At 62.4% G+C, this 20,704-nt stretch carries 10 protein-coding genes (1 of these 10 cut by a window edge); 1 reads left to right on the top strand and 9 read right to left on the bottom strand.

Annotation, left to right across the window (positions count from 1 at the left end):
• The first annotated feature begins 172 nt into the window (after positions 1–172).
• On the top strand, positions 173–1,405 hold the full coding sequence (locus OKW98_RS11625; RefSeq protein ID WP_265389287.1) for a sugar MFS transporter: 1,233 nt from the start codon (positions 173–175) through the stop codon (positions 1,403–1,405).
• A 209-nt stretch (positions 1,406–1,614) separates the two neighbouring features.
• On the opposite strand, the gene OKW98_RS11620 is transcribed toward OKW98_RS11625, so the two are convergent.
• The 9 genes from OKW98_RS11620 to OKW98_RS11580 all read right to left on the bottom strand — a co-directional run.
• Positions 1,615–1,911, bottom strand: a complete 297-nt coding sequence (locus tag OKW98_RS11620; protein WP_265389286.1) for a hypothetical protein — start codon at positions 1,909–1,911, stop codon at positions 1,615–1,617.
• Positions 1,912–1,920: 9 nt separating this feature from the next.
• Positions 1,921–3,480, bottom strand: a complete 1,560-nt coding sequence (locus OKW98_RS11615) for a DUF6861 domain-containing protein (protein WP_265389285.1) — start codon at positions 3,478–3,480, stop codon at positions 1,921–1,923.
• Positions 3,481–4,066: 586 nt separating this feature from the next.
• A complete protein-coding gene (gene fhuF / locus OKW98_RS11610; protein ID WP_265389284.1) occupies positions 4,067–4,780 on the bottom strand; it encodes a siderophore-iron reductase FhuF in 714 nt (237 codons plus the stop codon).
• A 42-nt stretch (positions 4,781–4,822) separates the two neighbouring features.
• Positions 4,823–5,656 carry a formyltransferase family protein gene (locus OKW98_RS11605; RefSeq protein WP_265389283.1) on the bottom strand — a complete coding sequence of 278 codons (834 nt, stop codon included), beginning with the start codon at positions 5,654–5,656 and terminating at the stop codon, positions 4,823–4,825.
• A gap of 11 nt (positions 5,657–5,667) precedes the next feature.
• Entirely contained in the window at positions 5,668–6,660 is a 993-nt protein-coding gene (locus OKW98_RS11600) for a TauD/TfdA family dioxygenase (protein WP_265389282.1), read from the bottom strand.
• A gap of 34 nt (positions 6,661–6,694) precedes the next feature.
• The gene (locus OKW98_RS11595) at positions 6,695–6,895 is read right to left on the bottom strand and encodes an MbtH family protein (RefSeq protein ID WP_074885105.1); all 201 of its coding nucleotides are present in this window, start codon (positions 6,893–6,895) and stop codon (positions 6,695–6,697) included.
• A gap of 1,280 nt (positions 6,896–8,175) precedes the next feature.
• On the bottom strand, positions 8,176–10,374 hold the full coding sequence (locus OKW98_RS11590; RefSeq protein ID WP_265389281.1) for a TonB-dependent siderophore receptor: 2,199 nt from the start codon (positions 10,372–10,374) through the stop codon (positions 8,176–8,178).
• 176 nt (positions 10,375–10,550) lie between these two features.
• Positions 10,551–11,981 (bottom strand): aspartate aminotransferase family protein, encoded by a 1,431-nt coding sequence (locus OKW98_RS11585; protein WP_265389280.1) that lies wholly within the window; start codon positions 11,979–11,981, stop codon positions 10,551–10,553.
• On the bottom strand, positions 11,974–20,704 hold the 3' portion of the coding sequence (locus OKW98_RS11580) for a non-ribosomal peptide synthase/polyketide synthase (RefSeq protein ID WP_265389279.1). The gene runs 7,487 nt beyond the window's last position; only the last 8,731 of its 16,218 coding nucleotides appear in the window; its start codon lies beyond the right edge, outside the window; its stop codon occupies positions 11,974–11,976. The genes OKW98_RS11585 and OKW98_RS11580 overlap by 8 nt, the downstream gene beginning before the upstream one ends.

The following is a 20,704-nucleotide window of genomic DNA, read 5'->3' as shown; positions in this document are numbered from 1 at the left end:
GAGCGCGCTTGCCCGCGATTATGCCGGCACATTCAACATCACTGCCGGCTGACATACCGCAATCGCGGGCAAGCGCGCTCCTACAGGTCCGTGAAGTGATGCGATTCCGGCGTTAACCGAACATCCGTTTCATCACGCTGCACGCTTGAACAACAACAAAAAGGAGAGCGTTATGTTGACCAAACACAGCAAAGTCCAGGCACCGGTGTACCGGCACGCTGCGCCGTCGGTGCGGGTGGCGTTGATGCTGGTGACCAGCCTGTTTTTCCTCTGGGGGCTGTCGTACGGGCTGCTCGATGTGCTGAACAAGCACTTTCAGGAAACGCTGCACGTCAGCAAGGCCCAGTCCGGGCTGCTGCAGGCCGCCTACTTCGGCGCTTATTTCATCATCGCCCTGCCCGCCGGCTTGTTGATGGACCGCTTCGGCTACAAGGCCGGGATCCTGCTGGGGCTGTGCCTGTATGCCGCCGGCGCGTTGCTGTTCATGCCGGCAGCCAATGCGGCGAGCTTCCCGTTCTTCCTGTTTGCGCTGTTCGTCATCGCGCTGGGGCTGGGTTGTCTGGAGACGGCGGCCAATCCCTACGCCACCGTGCTGGGCGACCCGAAAGGCGCGGAGCGTCGGCTCAATCTGGCGCAGTCGTTCAATGGCCTCGGCCAATTCGTCGGGCCGCTGCTGGGGGGCGCGTTGTTCTTCGGCGGCAGCAACGCCGGCAGTGACAACAGCTCGCTGCAAACCACCTACGTGGTCATCGCGGTGATCGTTTTGCTGGTGGCGGCGCTGTTCGCCCGCACGCCGATGCCCGATCTGCGCGAGCAGGAATCGAGCATTCAACGCCAGGACAGCAAGACCCTCTGGCAGCACCGAGAATTTGTCGGCGGCGTGGTCACGCAGTTCTTCTACGTCGCGGCGCAGGTGGGCGTGGGCGCGTTCTTCATCAATTACGTCACCGAGCACTGGGCGAGCATGACCAGCCAGAGTGCCGCGTACCTGCTGTCGGTGGCGATGATCTGCTTCATGTGCGGGCGCTTCTTCAGCACCTGGCTGATGGGGCGTATTTCGGCGCAGCGGCTGTTGATGGTCTACGCGTGGATCAACGTTGCGTTGTGCGCGGTGGTGGTCAGCGGCGTGGAAAGCGTGTCCGTGGTGGCGCTGGTCGCGGTGTTCTTCTTCATGTCGATCATGTTCCCGACCATCTTCGCCATGGGCGTGAAAAACCTCGGCCCGCACACCAAACGCGGCAGCTCGTTCCTGATCATGGCCATCGTCGGCGGCGCGCTGATGCCGTATTTCATGGGGCTGGTGGCGGATCACTTCTCCACCGCGCTGGCGTACCTGCTGCCCCTGGGGTGTTTTGTGGTGGTGGCGTTTTATGGGCGCGACGGGTTGCGTGGGCGGGAGGCGTAATCTTGCTTTTGAGGTGTGACGACTGGCGCCTTCCCGGCTAAAGCCGGTCCTACTATCAGGTTTCAGCCAGTCCCAATCGGTATGCGCGATGCCTTTGTGGGACCGGCCTCAGCCGGGTTTTTCCATAAGCGCATCAGGTTCAGTACAAAGCTGTAACACCGGTGTTGCGAAGAGCGTTGGTCCCTAGTCATCGACGATCTCGCGCCGCATCAAATCCTGGCAAAGGTATCCCAGAGAGTTTGCCGGATAGCATCAAGTCGCGCGTTAGCCGCGATCCGCTGCTCGACGGTGTCGCGGTCTATGTAGATGTCTGAAAATCCAGATTTGGAACCGGCCATAGTTCTGTAAATAGAACCAGCCTCATCCCATGCAGGCGTTCCTGGCAGAGCGCTCTCCGACAATATGCTGACAATCGCGTCAATACCTCTGTCAAAATCCCTGCACCCCTCCCCGTGGTATATATGCTTAAGTTCTAAAAGCATGCTCACAAGCATTGAGTTAGTCATAGCTGCACCTTATTTGATAGGAGTTGGATTGCCAATTACTTCTACACCAGGCAATTTCCAAGGTTCATGCACAAAGATTTGCTTTATATCACCACCCCCGACAAATATGTCCCCTTGGTAACCTACCGGTCCCTCGTAAACTATAGTTCCGGCGGGGATTTTGATGGCGTATACAGCGTCTACGGGAGAACTGCCAGTCAACTCTCCCGTCACCGGATCAATCCATTGCGGCTTGACGGCGGTGTCGATCCTAACTTGAGCCACTGAGGTGGGGGGCTCCTCCGTAAACCACTGACCCAAAGCTTTCCCATTGGAATCTCCCCCTCGATGGAGTATCACATCCTCTGAAAGTTCTACCGCATTATATCGGCCTCCGCCAAAGTTCCCCGCTGGGCTACCTCTTAATTCTGCCAATGGCCCCGGGTTATTAATCATATCGAACACGCCGACGACCTTCCCTGGCAGGTTCGTACTGACATCTGGATACTTATCGAATTTCGATTCAATCGTTTTTTCTTGTAGTTGTGACCTATCAATTTTCGGTGCTGGATCCTCAGCAGATTTTGCGATATTGGGTATTGCTTCACCCTCACCTTTTGGGATATTGGGTGTAGCATCACCGGCTAGTTTTGCGGTGCTTGGTGTTGCATCATCGACAAATTTTTCGATAGTGGGTGTTGCATCACCGGCAGGCTTTTTTAGCGGAGTTATGTCGTTAATCTGCAAATCCGGATGGGCCAGGATCTTCTGCTCGTTTATCGCGAACCAGTTCGCAAATTCCTTGTTCGACATCTCCGATTGAAGCCTTGCACTGCGCGTGGAAATGCTTTCCAAACTGCTAGTAATGCCTCCCTTAATCTGTCCACGGGTCAAGAAGGTGACTAACGCAACTAATAGCAGTAACACTAGCTGCTCTTGCCCGCTTGCAAGCTGCCGAGCCGCGCGCTCGTTCCTTTCGTTGATAGTTGCCGCCGACGCACCGCTAGGGTCCAGTCCTTCGGGTATCAATCCGTCCTCTGCCTGCCACGCTGTGCTCAATCCTTCCCACAAAGTGGATAGACAGGGCTGAATGCCAGCTGAGAAATATTCGGTAATTGCCCAGAGGCCCAGTGCACCGAGGATTAAATTGCCAATCTGCAAGCCGATGCTGCTTCCAATCACAACGCCCGGCGCCGCACCAATACCGAATGCCAGAGAACCGGCTGCACCTCCGAGAGCACCACCTATAGCAACGCTACCACCGAGGATCATGACGACTTCCTGCACCAGCTGGAGCAGTACCGGCAAAATCTGCGAGATGTTGATCGAAGCCCACTTACGGGACAACTCCAGTTGCAGGATCGGGTACGACAGCGCCATAGCGTGCCGGACGTTGTCAATTCGACGTCCGCCCGCGTAGCCATAGGCTTGGCTAGCGCCGTTACTGATTCTCCGAGTGAAACCGTCCCAGGCGTCGTTGGCGCTCTGCAAACCATTGCTGACGCTTTGATTGAGCTCGCTGTATTTCTGGTCCAGGTTTCGCTCGATGTCGCCCCAACTGGGCACAAGGGCCAAGAGGTCCGCTTTCATTTCACAATCCTTGGAAAGAGTCTGTCCATGTGTCCGCGTGAACGATTTTGATGCTCGATGTTGATGGCTAACGCCCTGAACATCGGGCGGCAATCCTGCCTTATTTGTTGGCCTCAGTCTAGAAACCGTCACGCGCAGCATTGCGTAGCGTTTCACAAAAACTGGAATGTGTAGGCTCCGCACAGATTCGTACGCGCGTAATTACGGCATACGGCTTCTGCCTTGGGCAAGTGATGCATAAACGGCGCAGGGCGTGGAACGTAACGCGCGCCGCTTTCACGGCCAATATCGGTCAGACGCAGGGGTTTCATGTAGCCCCATGGCTGCACGCAATGGTTTAGCAGGACCGGTTTCATCCGGGAAGAGGCCAGTGGCAGCAGCCTCACATTTGCGGTGTGACGACTGGCGCTTTCCCGGCTAAAGCCGGTCCTACTATCAGGTTTCAGCCAGTCCCAATCGGTGTGCGCGATGCCGTTGTGGGACCGGCTTTAGCCGGGAAGAGGCCAGTGGCAGCACCCTCACTTTTGCGGCGTGACGACTGGCGCTTTTCCGGCTAAAGCCGGTCCAACAATGTGTACGCGGTCAGTCAGGAGAGCGGGCAGTTGGCGCAGTATTCGAGGCCGTTGACACGGTAACGGATGCAGCACACGCGGCGTTGGCGCTTCAGTGATTCTTGCCCTTTGAGCCTTAGGTAACGCACCGGCTGGTAGAGCGGATTGCGGCGTCCGTCTGGCAGGTATTGCGCGTTGAGCAACTGGTGGCCGTGACTCACATCGGCGTGGGGCATCGCTTTTTCGAGCACACCCAACAGCCACTCGAAATAGTTGCCGGCGTTGCTCCACAGCACCTTGGGCGATAGACGAACATGCCCGGCGAAGGTGTCGATGAAGGGCCTGAGGAGCTGCTCAAGCAACTCGTCGAAACGCTCGAAGGCATCGGCCGGGGTGGGCGTCCAGCGCTGTCCGGCGTCCCGCAGCTTGAAGGCCGCAGGCAGGCCGTCGTCGTTGAGGATCAGTTCTAGATCACCGAGGCGCAGCGGCAGGCGCTGGTCGAGGATCAGCGAGGCCGCTACCACCGGCGGAATCAGTTTGATGAAGTAGTACTTGCTCCAGATCGACGCCAGTCCGCGAGGGTCGCTGTCGGGGTAGGCGCTGCCGAATCGCGTCAGAACATCGTTCAGGTAGTCGCCGGTGAGAAAGGTGCGCAGGGGCACGCCAACGCGGGGGTCGTCGGGCAGTACGAGCGCGTCGCGGTAATGCTCGAAATCGGCAATGAACAACGGCGCCAGCGCAGGAATCATGGTCTGATTGCCTGCGCCGACGGGCTGTTCAATTGAGCGCGATCAATGGGACGGCTGCCGCGCCAGTACCCACAACCCCTGCTCCAGCGCGGGGAACAGGCTGTTGTTGAAGTTGTTCCAGCGCAGTTCGAGGATGGTGTCGTCCGGCGCGATGGGCGTGTCGAGCACGTCGAAGACCACCTCGCCGGAATCAATGCCGGTGTCGACGTAATGGAACGACGCACCGGTCATGTTCACCACCGGAATGTCGACCATCTCCCGCGTGGTCCAGTCGACCACTTTCTTGCCCCGGGCGCCGTACAGCGCGTCGAGGGTCGCATAGGCGCCGCGTCGCTCGTACGGCGATTCCAGGCGCGTGATGCCCGGGTGCACGTTGAAGATGCGCCGATGGAAATCAGCGCCCTCGCGCACCAGTTCATCGAGGATCACCAGTAGCCCGTCGAGCACCACGACATCGGCTTGCAGCGCGTGCAGCCGCTCGCCGAGGCGTCGCTCGAAATCCGACTTGGCGGCTGGCCGCGCGCTGTCGCCGAGGGGCAAGCTGCGGTAGCTCGACGGCACGTTTTCCAGCAGGTCATCGACCTTACGCCCCTGCACCGTCAGGCCCGCCGGGTAGAACCAGTGCGCGCCCTGCCCCGGCTTGAACCCATAGTCCTTGATGCTCTCGCGGTCCCGCGCGGACTCGGGATTTTCGTCGTAGATGATCGCTTCCAGGGAATAGTGATCGCCCAGCGCAGTGTCGTTGAGCGCCTTGACCAGGTACTCCAGCGGCGAGGTCATGTAGCGCTGTTCGCCGTGGTAATCGACGTATTGACCGGCCTTGTCCGCCGCTGCGTTACGCAACGACCAGACGTAAACAAGCTTGGTTTTCTGCATGAATATCGGACTCAGGAAAGGGTGTGCAGGGTGTTGCCGCTGACGCCTTCGGCCATGGCAACCACGACTTTTCGTTCGCCGCTGAACGGCTTGCGCGAGTGCGCGGTGAGCATGTTGTCGAGCATCAGCACGTCGCCGGTCTGCCACGGGAAGACCACTTCGCATTCGCTCAGCACGCCACGAATTTCCGCCAGCGCGTCGGCCTCCAGCGGGCTGCCATCGCCGTAATAGACGTTACGTGGCAGGCCTTCTTCACCGACGGTGTCGAGGAGGATTTCCTGCATTTCCTCGTCCAGGTTCGACAGGTGGAACAGGTGCGCCTGGTTGAACCACACCCAGTCCTTGGTGCGCGGATGCTGGGCCACGCCTTGCACCAGCTGTCGGGTGCGCAGGTCGCCGTCCTCGTTCCAGTCGCACTGGATGCCCCGGGTGCGGCAGTAGCCTTCGACGTCGCTGTGGCGGTCGGTGTTGAAGACCTGTTGCCAGGTCAGGTCCAGGCCGTTGCCGTAGTTGCGCACGTACATCAGGCGCTTTTCTTCAAAGCGTTTGCGCAGCGCCGGGCTGATGCGCTGGAACACCCGGCGGCTGTCGGCAATCGGTGTCTCGCCTCCGCTGACCGCGGCTTTGGCGCAATAGAAGAAGATGCGCATGGGCCATTCGGTGGTGTAGGCCTGTTCGTTGTGGAGCGGGATCGAGCGGTGGGCCGGGTATTCGGTGGAGGTGTAGACGCCTTTGCCATCGACCTGGCTGCGCGGGGTGGAGCCGAATTCGTAGTTGAGCAGCGGGTGGCCGAACGAGGCGGCAAACCGCTGGAAGCCTTCGACGCCTTCGGGGGTGAAGCCGCTGAAGAGGATGGCGCCGTCGCGTTCCAGCGAGTGGTCGACGACGCTGCGCAGGGCGTCGATTTCGGCGGCCAGGGAGACGCCGGTCTGGCCAGGCTGGACGCGCAGGGGGAAGCCGGCTTCAAGGCGCAGGCGTTCGGGGGTGAGCATGCGCATGTTCATGGGCGATACGCTCCTGAGGCTGAAGGGGGTGGGTTCAGGCCATTGCCTTGCGCAGGCTGAGGGGGCGCATGTCGGTCCAGACGGTTTCGATGTGGTTGAGGCAGGTCTGTTTGTCGCCTTCGACGCCGACGCTTTTCCAGCCGTCCGGGATGGCTTTGTAGTCGGGCCAGATGGAGTACTGTTCTTCGTGGTTGATGACGACCCGGAACTGTGTGTTTTCGCTGTCGAAGCTCATGTGTAATCCCTCGTGATGTTGGAACGGCGCAGGTAAGCGCGCCTTACCTGAAAGACGAACGAGGGGGCTGGATGGTTAGTGGTTTTTTGCGAAAAACTTTGAAAGCAGATCAAGGGCGTCGGCCTAACGGCCTCGAGTTTCGCCTTCGGCGAGTTACTTGGAAAAGCACCCCAAGTAACCAAGGGTGCTTGCTCCTGGTTGGGCCCCTCGTTCCTCGGGGTTCCTTCACTCCGGTCCCGCTCCGTGGGCCCGCCGCCATCCGCCATCCATGGCGGGGGGCGGCTCTCGCGGCATCCATGCCGCTCGGCCCACGGACCGAGACCTGCGTTCAGCCTGCACCCAAGTCGCGATTAGCGGTGACTGGCCTACTGCGTAAAAGATCAAAAGCGAAAGCAAAAGCAGATCAAGGGCTTCCCGGCTAAAGCCGGTCCTGCTGGGTGTGCGGATGTGTCAGTTGATCGTTCTCAACGGCAACGGCAACGGCAACGGCAACGGCAACGGCAAATCATCGGATTTACGCGGTCTCTGTAGGAGCCGGCTTGCTGGCGAACGCGGTGTGTCATTCGACGTCTTTGTTTCTGACCCAACGCATTCGCCAGCAAGCCGGCTCCTACAGAAAAACGCGTTCAGTCAGCCACGACGAGCGACATGTGGGAGTGAGCTTGCTCGCGAAGGGGTCGGTACATCCATGATCGTTCCCAAGCTGCGCGTGGTAACGCCGTCCAGGACGCTCCGCGTCCAGCCTTCGGTGGGGTGACGCGGAGCGTCACAGGATGCATACCCACGCGGAGCGTGGGCACGATCAATACAGGGAGGGGGTGCTATCAGCAAAATTGTTGGCGCCTGGGCTGGCATCTTCCCGGCTAAAGCCGGTCCTACAAAGGCATCGCAGGCGTCCAGCGGAATTGGCGGTGCCTCGACTGTAGGACCGGCTTTAGCCGGGAAGCCCTTGTCGTTGCCGTTGCCATTGCCGTTGCCGTTGCCGTTGCTTTTGATCTTCATACACAAACAGCCCAGACACCGCCAATCGCGACTTGGGTGCAGGCTGAACGGAGGTCTCGCGCAGTGGGCCGAGCCGCATGGATGCGGCGAGAGCGCCGTCAGGACATGGATGTCCGTTCGGCGCGGGCCCACGGAGCGGGACCGGAGTGAAGGAACCCGACGAAGTCGGGCCCAACCAGGAGCAGGCACTTTTGCTTACTTTTGGTGCTTTTCAAAAGTAAGTCGCCGAAGGCGAAACAGTCTGCCCCTAGGCAGACGCTTTTGATGTTAAAAGCGAATTACCAACGGAAAGCAACAGTCCCCAACACGGTCCGCTCTTCACCCCAATAACACCGACCCGCGTTATTGCAGCCGCTCACATACTCCTTGTCGAACAGATTCTTCGCATTCACATCCACCGACCAATGCTTATCGATGTCATACCCCACCAACGCATCCACCAGCGTCACATCACCCGTCTTCAACTTCCCGTACAGAGTCGGCGCGGTATACGCGAACGTATTATCGAAATAACGCACCCCGCCACCCACACGGAAACCGCTCATCGGGCCATCAAGGAAGCGATACGTCGCCCACGTACTCGCCTGATTACGCGGTATGCCGGTCAACTGATGATCCTCGTACAACGACCCCGGACTGTCCTTCGTCACCCGCGCATCGGTGTAGGTGTACGACGCCGTCAGGCTCAGGTTCTTGGTCACATCACTGTTGACCTCAAGCTCCACACCCTTCGACTCGCTCTTGCCGATCTGACGGCTGAACCCGTTCGAACCGGCAATCACGTCGTGGGTCTTGGTCAAGTCAAACACCGCCGCGCTGAACGTCGTGTTCCACCCAGCCGGTTCGTACTTCAGGCCCATCTCGTACTGCTCGCTGAGAATCGGGTCCAGCAACTCACCGTTCGGCTGCGACGACTGCTGCACCGGCGTGAACGCCGTCGAGTAACTCACGTACGGCGAAATACCGTTCTCGAACTGGTACATCAAACCGGTCTGCCAGCTGAAGCGATGATCCCAGCCGTCCAGGTCCGCGGCGCCGCTGGTGGTGCCGGCGCGGTTGCGGTACTGACTGTTGACGAAGTCCTGACGACCGCCCAACAGGTAAATCCAGTTGTCGTACTTGCTCTGCAGCTGGCCGTAGGCGCCGTACATCTGCTGGTCCAACTGCGAGTTCTGCACCGTCGCGATCATGCGCGGATCGCCCGACGGGAACACTGGATTGAAGGCGTTGTACGTGCCGCCGTTGCCGGCCGCCCAGTCCTGGTTGAACGAAGTGCGGTCGTAGCTCGCGCCCAGCAGCACCGTGTTTTCCAGGGCGCCGGAGGTGAAGTGGCCTTCGAACTGGTTGTCCAGCGAGTAGGTGATCGACTTGTTGTCGCGATCGTACGCGGTGCTGGTCAAGGTGCTGCCGAAGCCGGCGTTGTTCAGGTTGTTCGGCCAGGTCTCGTGACGGTCCAGACGCGATTCCATGAAGCGCGAGTTCTGGCGGAACTGCCAGGTGTCGTTGAGCTGGTGCTTGAACTCGTAGCCCAGCGTCCAGGTTTCGCGCTCGAAGTCGTCCCAGTTCGGGTTGCCGTTGAACTGGTCCTTGCCGATCTTGCCGTTGACGTTGTTCAGCAAGGTGCCCGCAGCGGGGTAGCCCAGCAGCAGCTTGGTGCGGTCGCGCTGGTAGGACGAGAGCAGGGTCAGCGCGGTGTCTTCGTCGAAGTTGAAGGTCATCGACGGCGCGATGTAAATGCGATCGTCCGGCACCGAATCCACTTGGGTGTCGGCGTTGCGACCGAGCATGACCACGCGGCCGAGGATGCGGTTGTCGTCGGTCAGCGGGCCGGACACGTCGAGGGACAGCTGCCGGCGATTGTTGCTGCCGTAGGTGAACTTGGCTTCACCCTGGGCGGTTTCGGTCGGGCGCTTGCTGACCAGGTTGACCAGCCCGCCGGGCGCGTTTTCGCCGTAAAGGATCGAGCTCGGGCCGCGGAACACTTCAGTGCGTTCCAGGCCATAGGGTTCGGTGGTGGTGTCGTAGCGGTTGCCTTGCAGACGCAGGCCGTCCTTAAGCAGGCCGTAGCCGTAATCGGTGGCGTTGTAGCCGCGAATGGAGAACAGATCGCCTGCAAGTCCGTCGCCGACGGCAAAGGGCGGGGCGAAGATGCCGGGGACGTAACCGAGGATGTCGGTCAGGGTTTGCGAGCCCTGATCCTGGATGCGCTGGCGTGTCACCACCGACACCGAGCGCGGGGTTTCCGACAGCGGTGTGCTGGTCTTGGTGCCCGCCGTGCTGTTTTTCACCTGATAGCCAACGGTTTCCTGCCCTTCGGGCGCTTCACCCGTGACCACCGAATTCTGCAGTTCGATGGTGGCGCCCTGCTCGGCCTTGACCGGGGCATCCGCCGCCCATGCCGCGCCGTGGCAGGCGACCGTTGCGATCAGCGCTGCCAAGGCATTGACCTTGAATTGACCCTTGTTATTGCTCGCCATCCGAACTCCCCCTCCCTTTGAAATCACACGGGGCAATGCCCCAAAATTGACCGCTTATGTCAAAAAAGCGTGAAAATGTAACAAAGAACGTTTCTCATTACCATTATTATTGTGAAAAAAGGGCGAAGGGCCACTGCTGGTCCTACGCCCTCTTTCAACGCTGTTACAACAAGGGTTTAACGGTGTTTGACGGCCGCTGAAACGGCAGCCGCAAAGATGTCGGCGATCTGATCGATCTGCGCGGCGGTGACGATCAGCGGCGGCAGGAAGCGGATGACCGACGAGTGCCGCCCGCCCACTTCGATGATCAGCCCGCGCTGCAAACATTCACGCTGAATGGTCGAGGCGAGCGCGCCGCTGTGGGGGAAGTGGCCGAGGGCGTCGGGGCGGCCGTCGAGATCGACCATTTCCACCCCGAGCATCAAGCCCATGCCACGCACATCGCCCATCTGCGGAAAGTCTTTCTGCAAAGAGCGCAGGTGGCCGGTCAGGCGCTCGCCCATGGCGGCGGCGTGCAGGTCCAGTTGCTGTTCGCGAACGATGCGCAGCGTGGTGGAACCGGCCACCATCGCCAGTTGGTTGCCGCGGAAGGTGCCGGCGTGGGAGCCCGGTTTCCACACGTCCAGGGACTTGTTGTAGACCACCACCGCCATCGGCTGGCTGCCGCCGATGGCTTTGGACAGCACCAGCACGTCCGGCACGATGCCCGCGTGTTCGAAGGCAAACGGCTTGCCGGTGCGGCCGACACCACACTGGATCTCGTCGAGGATCAGCGGCACGCCGGCATCGCGGGTGATGCGGCGGATTTCCCGCAGCCAGTTGGCCGAGGTCGGCACCACGCCGCCCTCCCCCTGCAGGGTTTCCAGAATCATCCCGGCGGGTGGCAACACACCGCTTTCCGGGTCGGTCAGCTGGTTCTCGATGTAGTGCAGACCGATGCGCTCGCCGGCCTCGCCACCGACGCCAAACGGGCAGCGGTAGTCGTAGGGAAACGGCAGGAACTGCGCGCCACCGGCCATGCCGTCCAGATAGGTCTTCGGCCCCAGGTTGCCCATCAGCGCCAGCGCGCCCTGGGTCATACCGTGATAGGCACCGTGGTAGGCCATCAGGTTGCTGCGCCCGGTGGCCGTGCGCACCAGTTTCAGCGCCGCTTCCACCGCATCGGTGCCGGCCGGGCCGCAGAACTGGATGCGCGCGTCCTTGGCGAATTCCTTCGGCAGCAAGGCGAAAAGCTCGTTGATGAAGTCGTCCTTGGCCTCGGTCATCAGGTCGAGGGTGTGCAGCGGACGCTGGCCGTCGAGGGTGGCGCGCATGGCCTGGATCACCTCGGGGTGGTTGTGCCCCAGCGCCAGGGTGCCGGCACCCGCCAGGCAATCGATGAACCAGCGCCCTTCGCTGTCCTGCACGTGAATGCCCTGGGCGCGCTTGAGTTCCAGGGGAATGCGCCGCGGGTAGCTGCGCGCGTTGGATTCCACGGCGGCCTGCCGCTCCAGTCGCGGGGTCGGCGCAAAGCGGTAGTCGGCGTTGGCCACGGCGGCGTCCGGGCTGCTCGACAGCGCCTCGCTGTGGCGGGCGGCAATCGGCGTCACGTTGTGTTGGCTATGCATGTTCGTGCTCCTGGAAATCGTAGGAATGAGGGCGTTCGTTGACCTGCGCGAGGGCCTCGGCAAGCTGACTGATGAACTGCTGATCACGGACGATCGAAAGGTGGTCGGCGTCGATCCAGGCCGAAACCTGCAAGCGAACACCCATGCCCTGCTCCAGAAGAGCCGGTGCGTTATCGTTATTTTCCGGCGAGCGCTCGGCCCACCAGGCGTAGACCGGCACGCTGAGGGCGTGGATCTGGCGGCATTGATTGGCCAGCTGGCGCATGTGCCGCTCGACGCCGAGCAACTGTTGCCAGTGCGCGTCGGCTTCCAGGCCTTCATCGCCGTCGCCAGCCTCCTCCAAGGGGGCTTCCGGCACGGCAGGACGCGGCTGGCCGGCGCCCGGCACGTAGCCGTCGATCAGGCCGACGAACTCGACGCGCTTGCCGAGTCGGGTCAGCAGCCGGGCCATTTCCAGCACCATGGTCCCGCCCATGGACCAGCCGATCAGCCGGTAGGGGCCGGACGGCTGCTGTTCGAGCAGCGCCTTGACGTAGTCCCGGGCCATTTGCTCGATAGAACTGTCGCGCCACTGGCCGTCCAGCACCTGGCGATTCTGAATGCCCCACACGTCCCACTGCGCCGACAACCGCCGGGCCAGCGCGTAGTAACCGACCACCGTGCCGCTGACCGGGTGCACACAGAACACCGGAGGTTTGTCGCTGGCGCCGCTGCTCAGGCGAATCAATGAATTCGGCGCGCCGTCACGGCTGGCAGGCAGGCTTTGCGGTGCAGTCGATTGCGGTGCTGCAGGTTGTGCGGCAGGCAGGCTCTCCAGCAACGCCACCAACCCGTCGCGATAGGCCGTTTGCAGGCGTTCGATGGTCTGGCGCTGATAACGCTGACCGCTGAAACGGAAGGTCAACCCCAATTGCCCGGCAAAGACCTGACCGTTGATTTCCAGCTCGCGATTAAGCGGCGTGGACGGATCCACCAGCGCGCCGGCCGACACCTTCGACGGCGTGAAGCGGCCATCGCCCAGGTCCTGATCGAATTGCCCGAGGTAGTTGAACACCACCTTGGGTTCCGGCAGCGCGGCCAGTGACTGACGCGCCGACTCGTTCCCCAGATAGCGCAGCAGTCCGAAGCCGACGCCCTTGTCCGGCAAGCCCCGCAGGCTGTCGCGCACGCTGGCGAGGGTCTGGCGGATATCGGCAGCAGCACGCACCCGCAGCGGGAACAGACTGGTGAACCAGCCCACCGTGCGACCGACCTCCAGGCCATCCGCCAGCGCCTCGCGGCCATGACCTTCCAGCGCGATGAGGGTGTCTGACTGGCCACTCCAGCCCTTCAGCGCTTCAGCGAGGACCGCCAGCAGGATTTCATCGGTGCGAGCCGCCAGTGCCGCCGGGGCTTCGCGCAACAAACGTCGAGTCAGCCCGGCGTCCAGCAGCAGCTCGCACTGTTCGAGGTCCTGTTGCGTGGCGAGGCCTTCAGGGTGGTCCACCGGCCAGAGCGGCTCGGCAGTACCGACTTGCTCCCGCCACTGCGCCACTTCGCCTTGACGCTCAGGCGCCTGCGCGGCGTCGGCCAGATGCCGCGCCCAGCGTTGGAAGCTGCTGGATTTCGGCCCGAGATCAACGGCACTGCCCGAAGCGACCTGGGCGTAGGCACGCGCCAGATCCTCCAGCAGCACCCGCCACGACACGCCATCCACCACCAGGTGATGGGCGACCAGCAACAGCTTTTGCCCTTCAGGCATCTGCGCCAGCACCATGCGCAACAGCGGACCGTCATGCAGGTCAAGGCTGCGCTGGGCCTGTTCGCACAGCGCGGTCATGGCGCGGTCGTCGGCCACGTCACGCAGCCAGAGGCTGTCGGCAGCAGGTGTCGCTCGATAGCGCTGCTGCCAGCGGCCGTCCGCGTGCTGATGGAAACTCAGGTTCAGCCCGTCGTGATGACCCAGCAGCGCGGCCAGCGCCTGGCTCAACAGCGGCGCTTCCAATGGACGCTGCACGTCCAGCAACAACGCCTGGTTGAAGTGCGCGCGGTGGGCCATCGGTTGCTCGAAGAAGTGCGCCTGAATCGGCGTCAACGGCAGCTCGCCCTTCGGCGCGTCTTCAATCAACAGCGCTGCGCTGGCTTCGATGACGGTGAGGCGCAGGGCCAGATCCTTGAGGCGCGGATGGCTGAACACGTCTTTAGGCAGCAGCTTCAGCCCGACCTGACGCAGACGGGTGATGACCGCCAGCGACTGGATCGAGTCGCCGCCCAGCTCGAAGAAGCTGTCCTGACGGCTGATGGTTTCGACGCCCAGCAACTGCTGCCAGACCCGGGCCAGCTCGACTTCGCGCTCACCTTCGGGCGCTTCGACGGCCTGACTGCCGAGTTGCGGATCAGGCAGTGCGTTGCGATCGAGCTTACCGTTAGGCAACTGCGGCAAGCGTTCCATGACCACGATGTGCGCCGGGACCATGTATTCCGGCAGGGTGTTTTTCAGCTGTTGCTTGAGGCTGTCTTCTGACAGGTCATTACCACCGACGTAGCCCAGCAACTGCTTGCCATTGCCTTTGTCGCGGACGATCACCAGCGCTTCACGCACGCCGTCGCAGGCCTTGAGTGCCGCTTCGATTTCACCGGCTTCGATGCGGAAACCGCGAATCTTGATCTGGTGGTCGATACGGCCGAGGTACTCCAGCAGCCCTTCGCTGTTCAGCCGCACGCGGTCGCCACTGCGGTAGAGGCGTTCACCGGCTCGGAACGGGTGCGGCAGGAAGCGCTCGGCGGTCGCGCCGGGACGATCCAGATAACCCCGCGCCACAGCGCCGCCCAGGTACAGCTCACCGGCTATGCCTTGGGGCAGCGGGTTCAAATCCGCGTCCATGACGTAGCCCTGACGATCCCCCACCAGATCACCAATCGGCGCATACGCCGTGGTGAAGTCAGCGGCCTCGGCGGAGGCCAGCCACAGCGTTGGCGTGACCACGGTTTCGGTCGGGCCATAGCCGTTGATGATCCACAGCGGCTGCAAATTGCGGATCACGTCGTGGAGCATCTCGCGGCTGAAGGCTTCGCCGGCGAAGCAATAGGTTTTCACCCCCGGCCCCTTGCCCTGCACGCCGGCCCAGTCGGACAGCTGACGCAGATAGCTCGGCGGGAACGAGGCCACGGTGATGCCTTCACGAATCAGCGTGTCGTAGGTCTGCTCGACGCTCCACAGTTCCTGATCGCGCAAGACCACACGGGCGCCGTAACACAGCGGCATCATCCAGCCTTCGTGGGCGCCGTCGAAGCTGATCGACAGGAAATGGAATTTGCGATCTTCCGGCGTAAAGCGGTAACGCTCGCCGATGGTCTGGATGTGCATCGAGATGTCGGCGTGGGCGATGGCCGCGCCCTTTGGCTTGCCGGTCGAACCCGAGGTGTAAATCAAATAGGCCAGTTGCTGCGGGTGAATGACCACATCCGGTGCCGTTTCAGGCTCAGACGAGCAATCAAGCTCATCAATGTTCAGCAACGGCACATCACCGACCGGCACACGATCAAGGGCCGCATCATGGCTGATCAGCAGCTTCACGCCGCCGTCTTCCAGCATGTAACGCAGGCGCTCGGTCGGGTAGTCCGGGTCCAGCGGAATGTAGGCGCCACCGGATTTCAGCACGGCATAAAACGCCAGCCACAGATCGATCCCGCGCTCCATCGCGATTGCCACCCGCACTTCAGTGCCGATGCCCCGGGCGCGCAAGGCGTGGGCGAGTTGATTGGCGCGACGGTCGAACTCGGCGAAGGTCAGGCGCTGCTCGCCATGGACCAGCGCGATGGCGTCGGGACGAATACGCGCGTGGTCGGCGATCAGCTCGTGAATCGGTCGGTCGACGTAAGGCGAGAACGGCGGCGTGTTCCATTGATCCAGCGCGGCCAGGTCGGTCTCGCCGAGTAACGGCAGATCGCCGATGGCGGCATTGGGCTGGGCGCAGATCGCCCGCAGCAGCGTGACCAGTTGCTCGAACACACGCGCCACGGTCGAGGCGTCGAACAGGTCGGTGGCGTAATCGAGGTAGCCGCTGATACTGCCGTCGCGGTGCTCGAAGGTGCCCAGCACCAGGTCGAATTGCGCGCCCTTGATGTCCCACTGGCGGGCGTCGCAGCTCAGGCCGTCGAACTGCAGCAGCGACATGTCCGGCTGCTGCTGATGGTTGTAGCTGACCTGGAACAGCGGGTTGACGCTGAGGCTGCGCGCCGGTTGCAGCGCCTCCACCAGTTGCTCGAACGGCAGGTCCTGATGGGCATGGGCGCCGAGCAGGTTGTCTTTGACCTGAGCGAGCAGCGCGGTAAACGGCTGGTCGCCGCTGACCTGGGCGCGCAGCACCAGGGTGTTGACGAAGAAGCCGATCAGGCCCTGGGTCTGCACCTCGGCGCGCCCTGCCACCGGCACGCCGATACGCAGATCGCGCTGGCCGCTGAGGCGATAGAGCAGCGTGTCGAACGAGGCCAGAAACAGCATGAACAGCGTGGCATCGTGGGCTTTCGCCGTGTGCCGCAGCGTGTCCGCCAGGTCCTGGGGCAGCACAAAAGCATGCCGCCCGCCTTTGCCGTCGCGTTCGGCCGGACGCGAACGGTCCGCCGGCAATTCCAGCACCGGCTGCTCGTCGCCCAGCGCTTCACGCCACCAGTTCAACTGACGCTCGCGCTCGGCACCGCTCAGGTGCTCGCGCTGCCAGCTGGCGTAGTCGGCGTAGTGCACGCTCAGCTCCGCAAGTTGCAGCTCCGCCCGTTGCACGTCGTTGCCCTGGGCGAACCGGCGATACAGCGCGGCGAAGTCTTCGAGCATGACTTGCACCGACCAGCCGTCGGAGATGATGTGGTGCATGCACAGCAGCAGGCGCCACTGATCGTCCGCCACCCGCGCCAAGGCCACGCGCCACGGCGCGCGCTCGGCGTCGAAGTCGAACGGCTGATTCATGAACGCCTCTGCCAGCGCGTCGAATGCGGCTTCCGCCGCAGCGTTGTCACGCAGGTCGTAACGGGCGATGTGCACGCTGCTGACTGGCAGAATCCGTTGCTGCGGCACCGCCTCCGCGTTTTGCATCGGGGATGGGCGGAAACAGGTGCGCAGGGTTTCGTGACGGGCCGCCAGGGCGTCGAAGGTCTGCTGCAGGGCGTCGAGTTTCAGCGCGCCGCTGAGGTTGAGCACACACGGCAGGTTGTACGCGACGCTCTCGGGCTCCAGTTGCGCAAGGAACCACAGGCGTTGCTGGGCGAAGGACTGCGGCGCGAACTCGCGGTCGGTGCGACGCTGCAGAGCCGGCATCGCCGTGACGAGCGCCTGGGTGTTCAGGTAGTGGGCCAGATCGGCGAGGACCGGCGACTCGAACAGCGCACGCAGGGGCAGCTCAAGTTTCAGGTCGCGGCGGATTTGCGCGACCAGTTGAATGCCCAGCAGGGAATGCCCGCCCAGGGCGAAGAAGTTGTCCTGACGGCCGATTTGCGCGACGCCGAGCAGGTCTTGCCACAGCGCGGCCAGTTGGGCTTCGACGCCGGCCAGTGGCGCTTCAAAGGTTCGCTGCTGGATGTGTGGATCAGGGAACGCCTTGCGATCGAGCTTGCCGTTGGCCGACAGCGGCAGCCTTTCCAGAGTGACGAAGTGGGCCGGGACCATGTAATCCGGCAGGCGTTGCTTGAGCTGGGTGCGCAGTTGTTCTTCGTCGAAGTCCTGCGCGACCAGATAGCCCACCAGTTGCAGGCCAGTGCTGAGTTCACGGGCGATAACCACCGCTTCGTTGACCGCCGGGTGATCCAGCAAAGCCGCTTCGATCTCGCCGATTTCGACGCGCAAGCCGCGCAGTTTGATCTGGTGATCAAGACGGCCGAGGTATTCCACCACGCCGTCAGCACGCCAGCGCGCCAGGTCGCCGGTGCGATACAGCCGCTCGCCGGTGCCGAATGGGCTCGCCACGAAACGCTCGGCAGTCAGGCCCGGACGCAAATGGTAGCCGCGAGCGAGGCCGTCGCCGCCGATGTACAGCTCACCGGGTACACCGATGGGTTGCGGGTTGAGACGGCTGTCGAGGATGTGGATTTGAAGGTTGTTTATCGGGCGACCGATGGGCACGGAAGCGCCCGGTTCGTCGCGGCAGGTCCAGTGAGTGACGTCGATGGCCGCTTCCGTTGGGCCATACAGGTTGAAAAGGCCGGCGTTCGGCAAGCGCTGGAGGGTTTCCCGTGCGAGATCAGCAGGCAAGGCTTCGCCGCTGCACACGATGCGTTTCAGGGAGGCACAGCCGGTGAGATCCTCCTGAGCCATGAAGGCGCCGAGCATCGACGGGACGAAGTGCAGCGTGGTGATCTGCTGTTGTTCGATCAGGGATTTCAACAGCAGCGGGTCACGATGATCACCCGGCTGGGCCACAACGAGACGCGCGCCGACCATTAACGGCCAGAAGAACTCCCAGACCGAGACGTCAAAACTGAAAGGTGTTTTTTGCAGCACGGCGTCAGTGGCGTTGAGGGAATAGGCTTCCTGCATCCAGGCCAACCGATTGAACAGCGCGGCGTGGGTATTGCCCGCGCCCTTGGGCTTACCGGTGGAGCCCGAGGTGTAAATCATGTAAGCCAGTTGCTCGGGGTGCAGCTCTACCATCGGCGCCGTGACGGGATAATCCGACACTGAAAGCTGATCCAGATTGAGCACCCGCAAGCCTTCCACCACCGGCAAATCATTGATCACCGCATGGTGACTGAGCAGCAAGCCAATCCCCGCGTCTTCCAGCATGTAGCGCAGGCGATCCGCCGGGTACTCCGGATCAAGCGGCACATACGCCCCGCCCGCCTTCAGCACTGCATACAGCGCGACCACCATCTCTACCGAGCGCAACGCCGCCACGCCGACCAACGATTCGCGGCCGACGCCCTGCACTCGCAGGTAATGGGCCAGCTGGTTCGCACGCTGATCCAGCTCGCGATAACTCAACACATCCTCGCCAAAGCGCAGAGCCTCGCGCTCGGGATGCAACTGCGCCAGCCGCTCGAAATGACGATGCACCAACGGTTCGGCTTTAGCCCAATCCCGCGCCGTGTCGTTGACCGAAGCCAGTTGCGCGCGGTCTTCAACGTCCAGCAATTCAAAGTCGCCAATCGCCGCGTCCGGCTGCTCGATCAACTCGGCGAACAGCTGCTCAAAACGCCCATGCAGCCGCTCGATGCTGCCGTGATCAAACAGATCCGTGGCGTAATTCCACGAACCACCCAGACCGCCCTCGGCGTCTTCGTGGGTGTTCAGCGCCAGGTCGAACTGGCTGCTGCCATCGTCCAGCGGCAGCACGTCGGCGCGCAGGCCGGGCAGCCCGGCGAGGGATGCAAAGTCTTGCTGCTGGTGGTCGTAGGCCACCTGGAACAACGGGTTGTGGCTCAGGCTCCGCGCGGGTTGCATCGCTTCGACCAGTTGCTCGAACGGCAAGTCCTGATGGGCCTGGGCGCCGAGGGTCCGCGTCTTGGCCTGTTCCAGCACCTCGCGATAGCTCAGTTCGGCAGACACCTCGGCGCGCAGCACCTGGGTGCTGACGAAGAAGCCGATCAGCCCTTCGACTTCCAGCCGCGAACGGCCGGCAATCGGCACGCCGATGCGCAGGTCGTTCTGCCCGCTCAGGCGGTGCAGCAACACCTGATACGCCGACAGAATCGCCATGAACGGCGTGACGCCCTGCTGTTTCGCGAACCCGCGCACACGCTGGCTGAACGCGGCATCGAAGGCGAACAGCACGCGATCGCCGCGGTAGCTTTGCTGGGGCGGACGCGGCCGGTCGGTGGGCAGTTCCAGCACCGGGTGCTCGTCACCCAGCTGCTCGCGCCAGTAGTTCAACTGCCGCTCGCCCTCGCCCGCCGCCAGCCATTCTCGCTGCCAGGCGGCAAAGTCGGCGTACTGCACCGGCAATGAAGCGAGTTGCGGTGCGCGGTTTTCCAACGCCGCGCGGTACAGCTCGCAGAATTCCTGCAGCAGCACGCGCACCGACCAACCGTCCGAGATCATGTGGTGCAGGCACATCAGCAAACGCTGTTCATCAGGCGCGACACGCACCAGCGCCAGCCTCCAGACGGGGCTGCGCGACAGGTCGAACGGGCGCTTGACGAAGTCCTGGGCCAAGGCGTTGAAGGCGGTGTCGATATCCCCTTCATGGCGGATATCCATCCGCTCGATCTGCACCCCTTGAGCCGGCTCGATCTGTTGCATCGGCACGCCATCGACCGCCAGGAACCGCGTGCGCAGCACTTCATGGCGCGCGGTCAGGCCGTCGAATGCCGCCTGCAATGCAACCTCGTTCAGCGCGCCGCGCAAGCGCACGGCGCCCGGCAGGTTGTAGGCATGGCCGCCGGGTTGCAGCTGGTCGAGGAACCACAGGCGCTGCTGGGAGAACGACTGCACGGCAAGGGCCTGCCGACGTGGGGTCAGCTCAAGCTGAGTGGCTTCGGAGCCTGTCAGCCCGGTGATGCGCTGGGCGAAATCGCTGAGGCGCGGTGCGTCGAACAGGGCACGCAACGGCACGCTCAGTTGATGCTCATGGCGCAGCCGGGAAATCAGCTGCATCGCCAGCAGGGAGTGGCCGCCCAGTTCGAAAAAGTGATCGTTGCGGCCGACGGCGTCGATGCCCAGCAGTGGCTGCCACAGCGCCGCCAATTGCTGTTCCAGGAGCGTTTGCGGCGCCTGATAATCGCTGGAGATCACCTGCGGGTCAGGGAGCGCGTTGCGG

Source organism: Pseudomonas sp. KU26590, assembly GCF_026153515.1.
Taxonomy (GTDB): domain Bacteria; phylum Pseudomonadota; class Gammaproteobacteria; order Pseudomonadales; family Pseudomonadaceae; genus Aquipseudomonas.
This window is presented reverse-complemented; position numbering and strand designations above follow the sequence as displayed.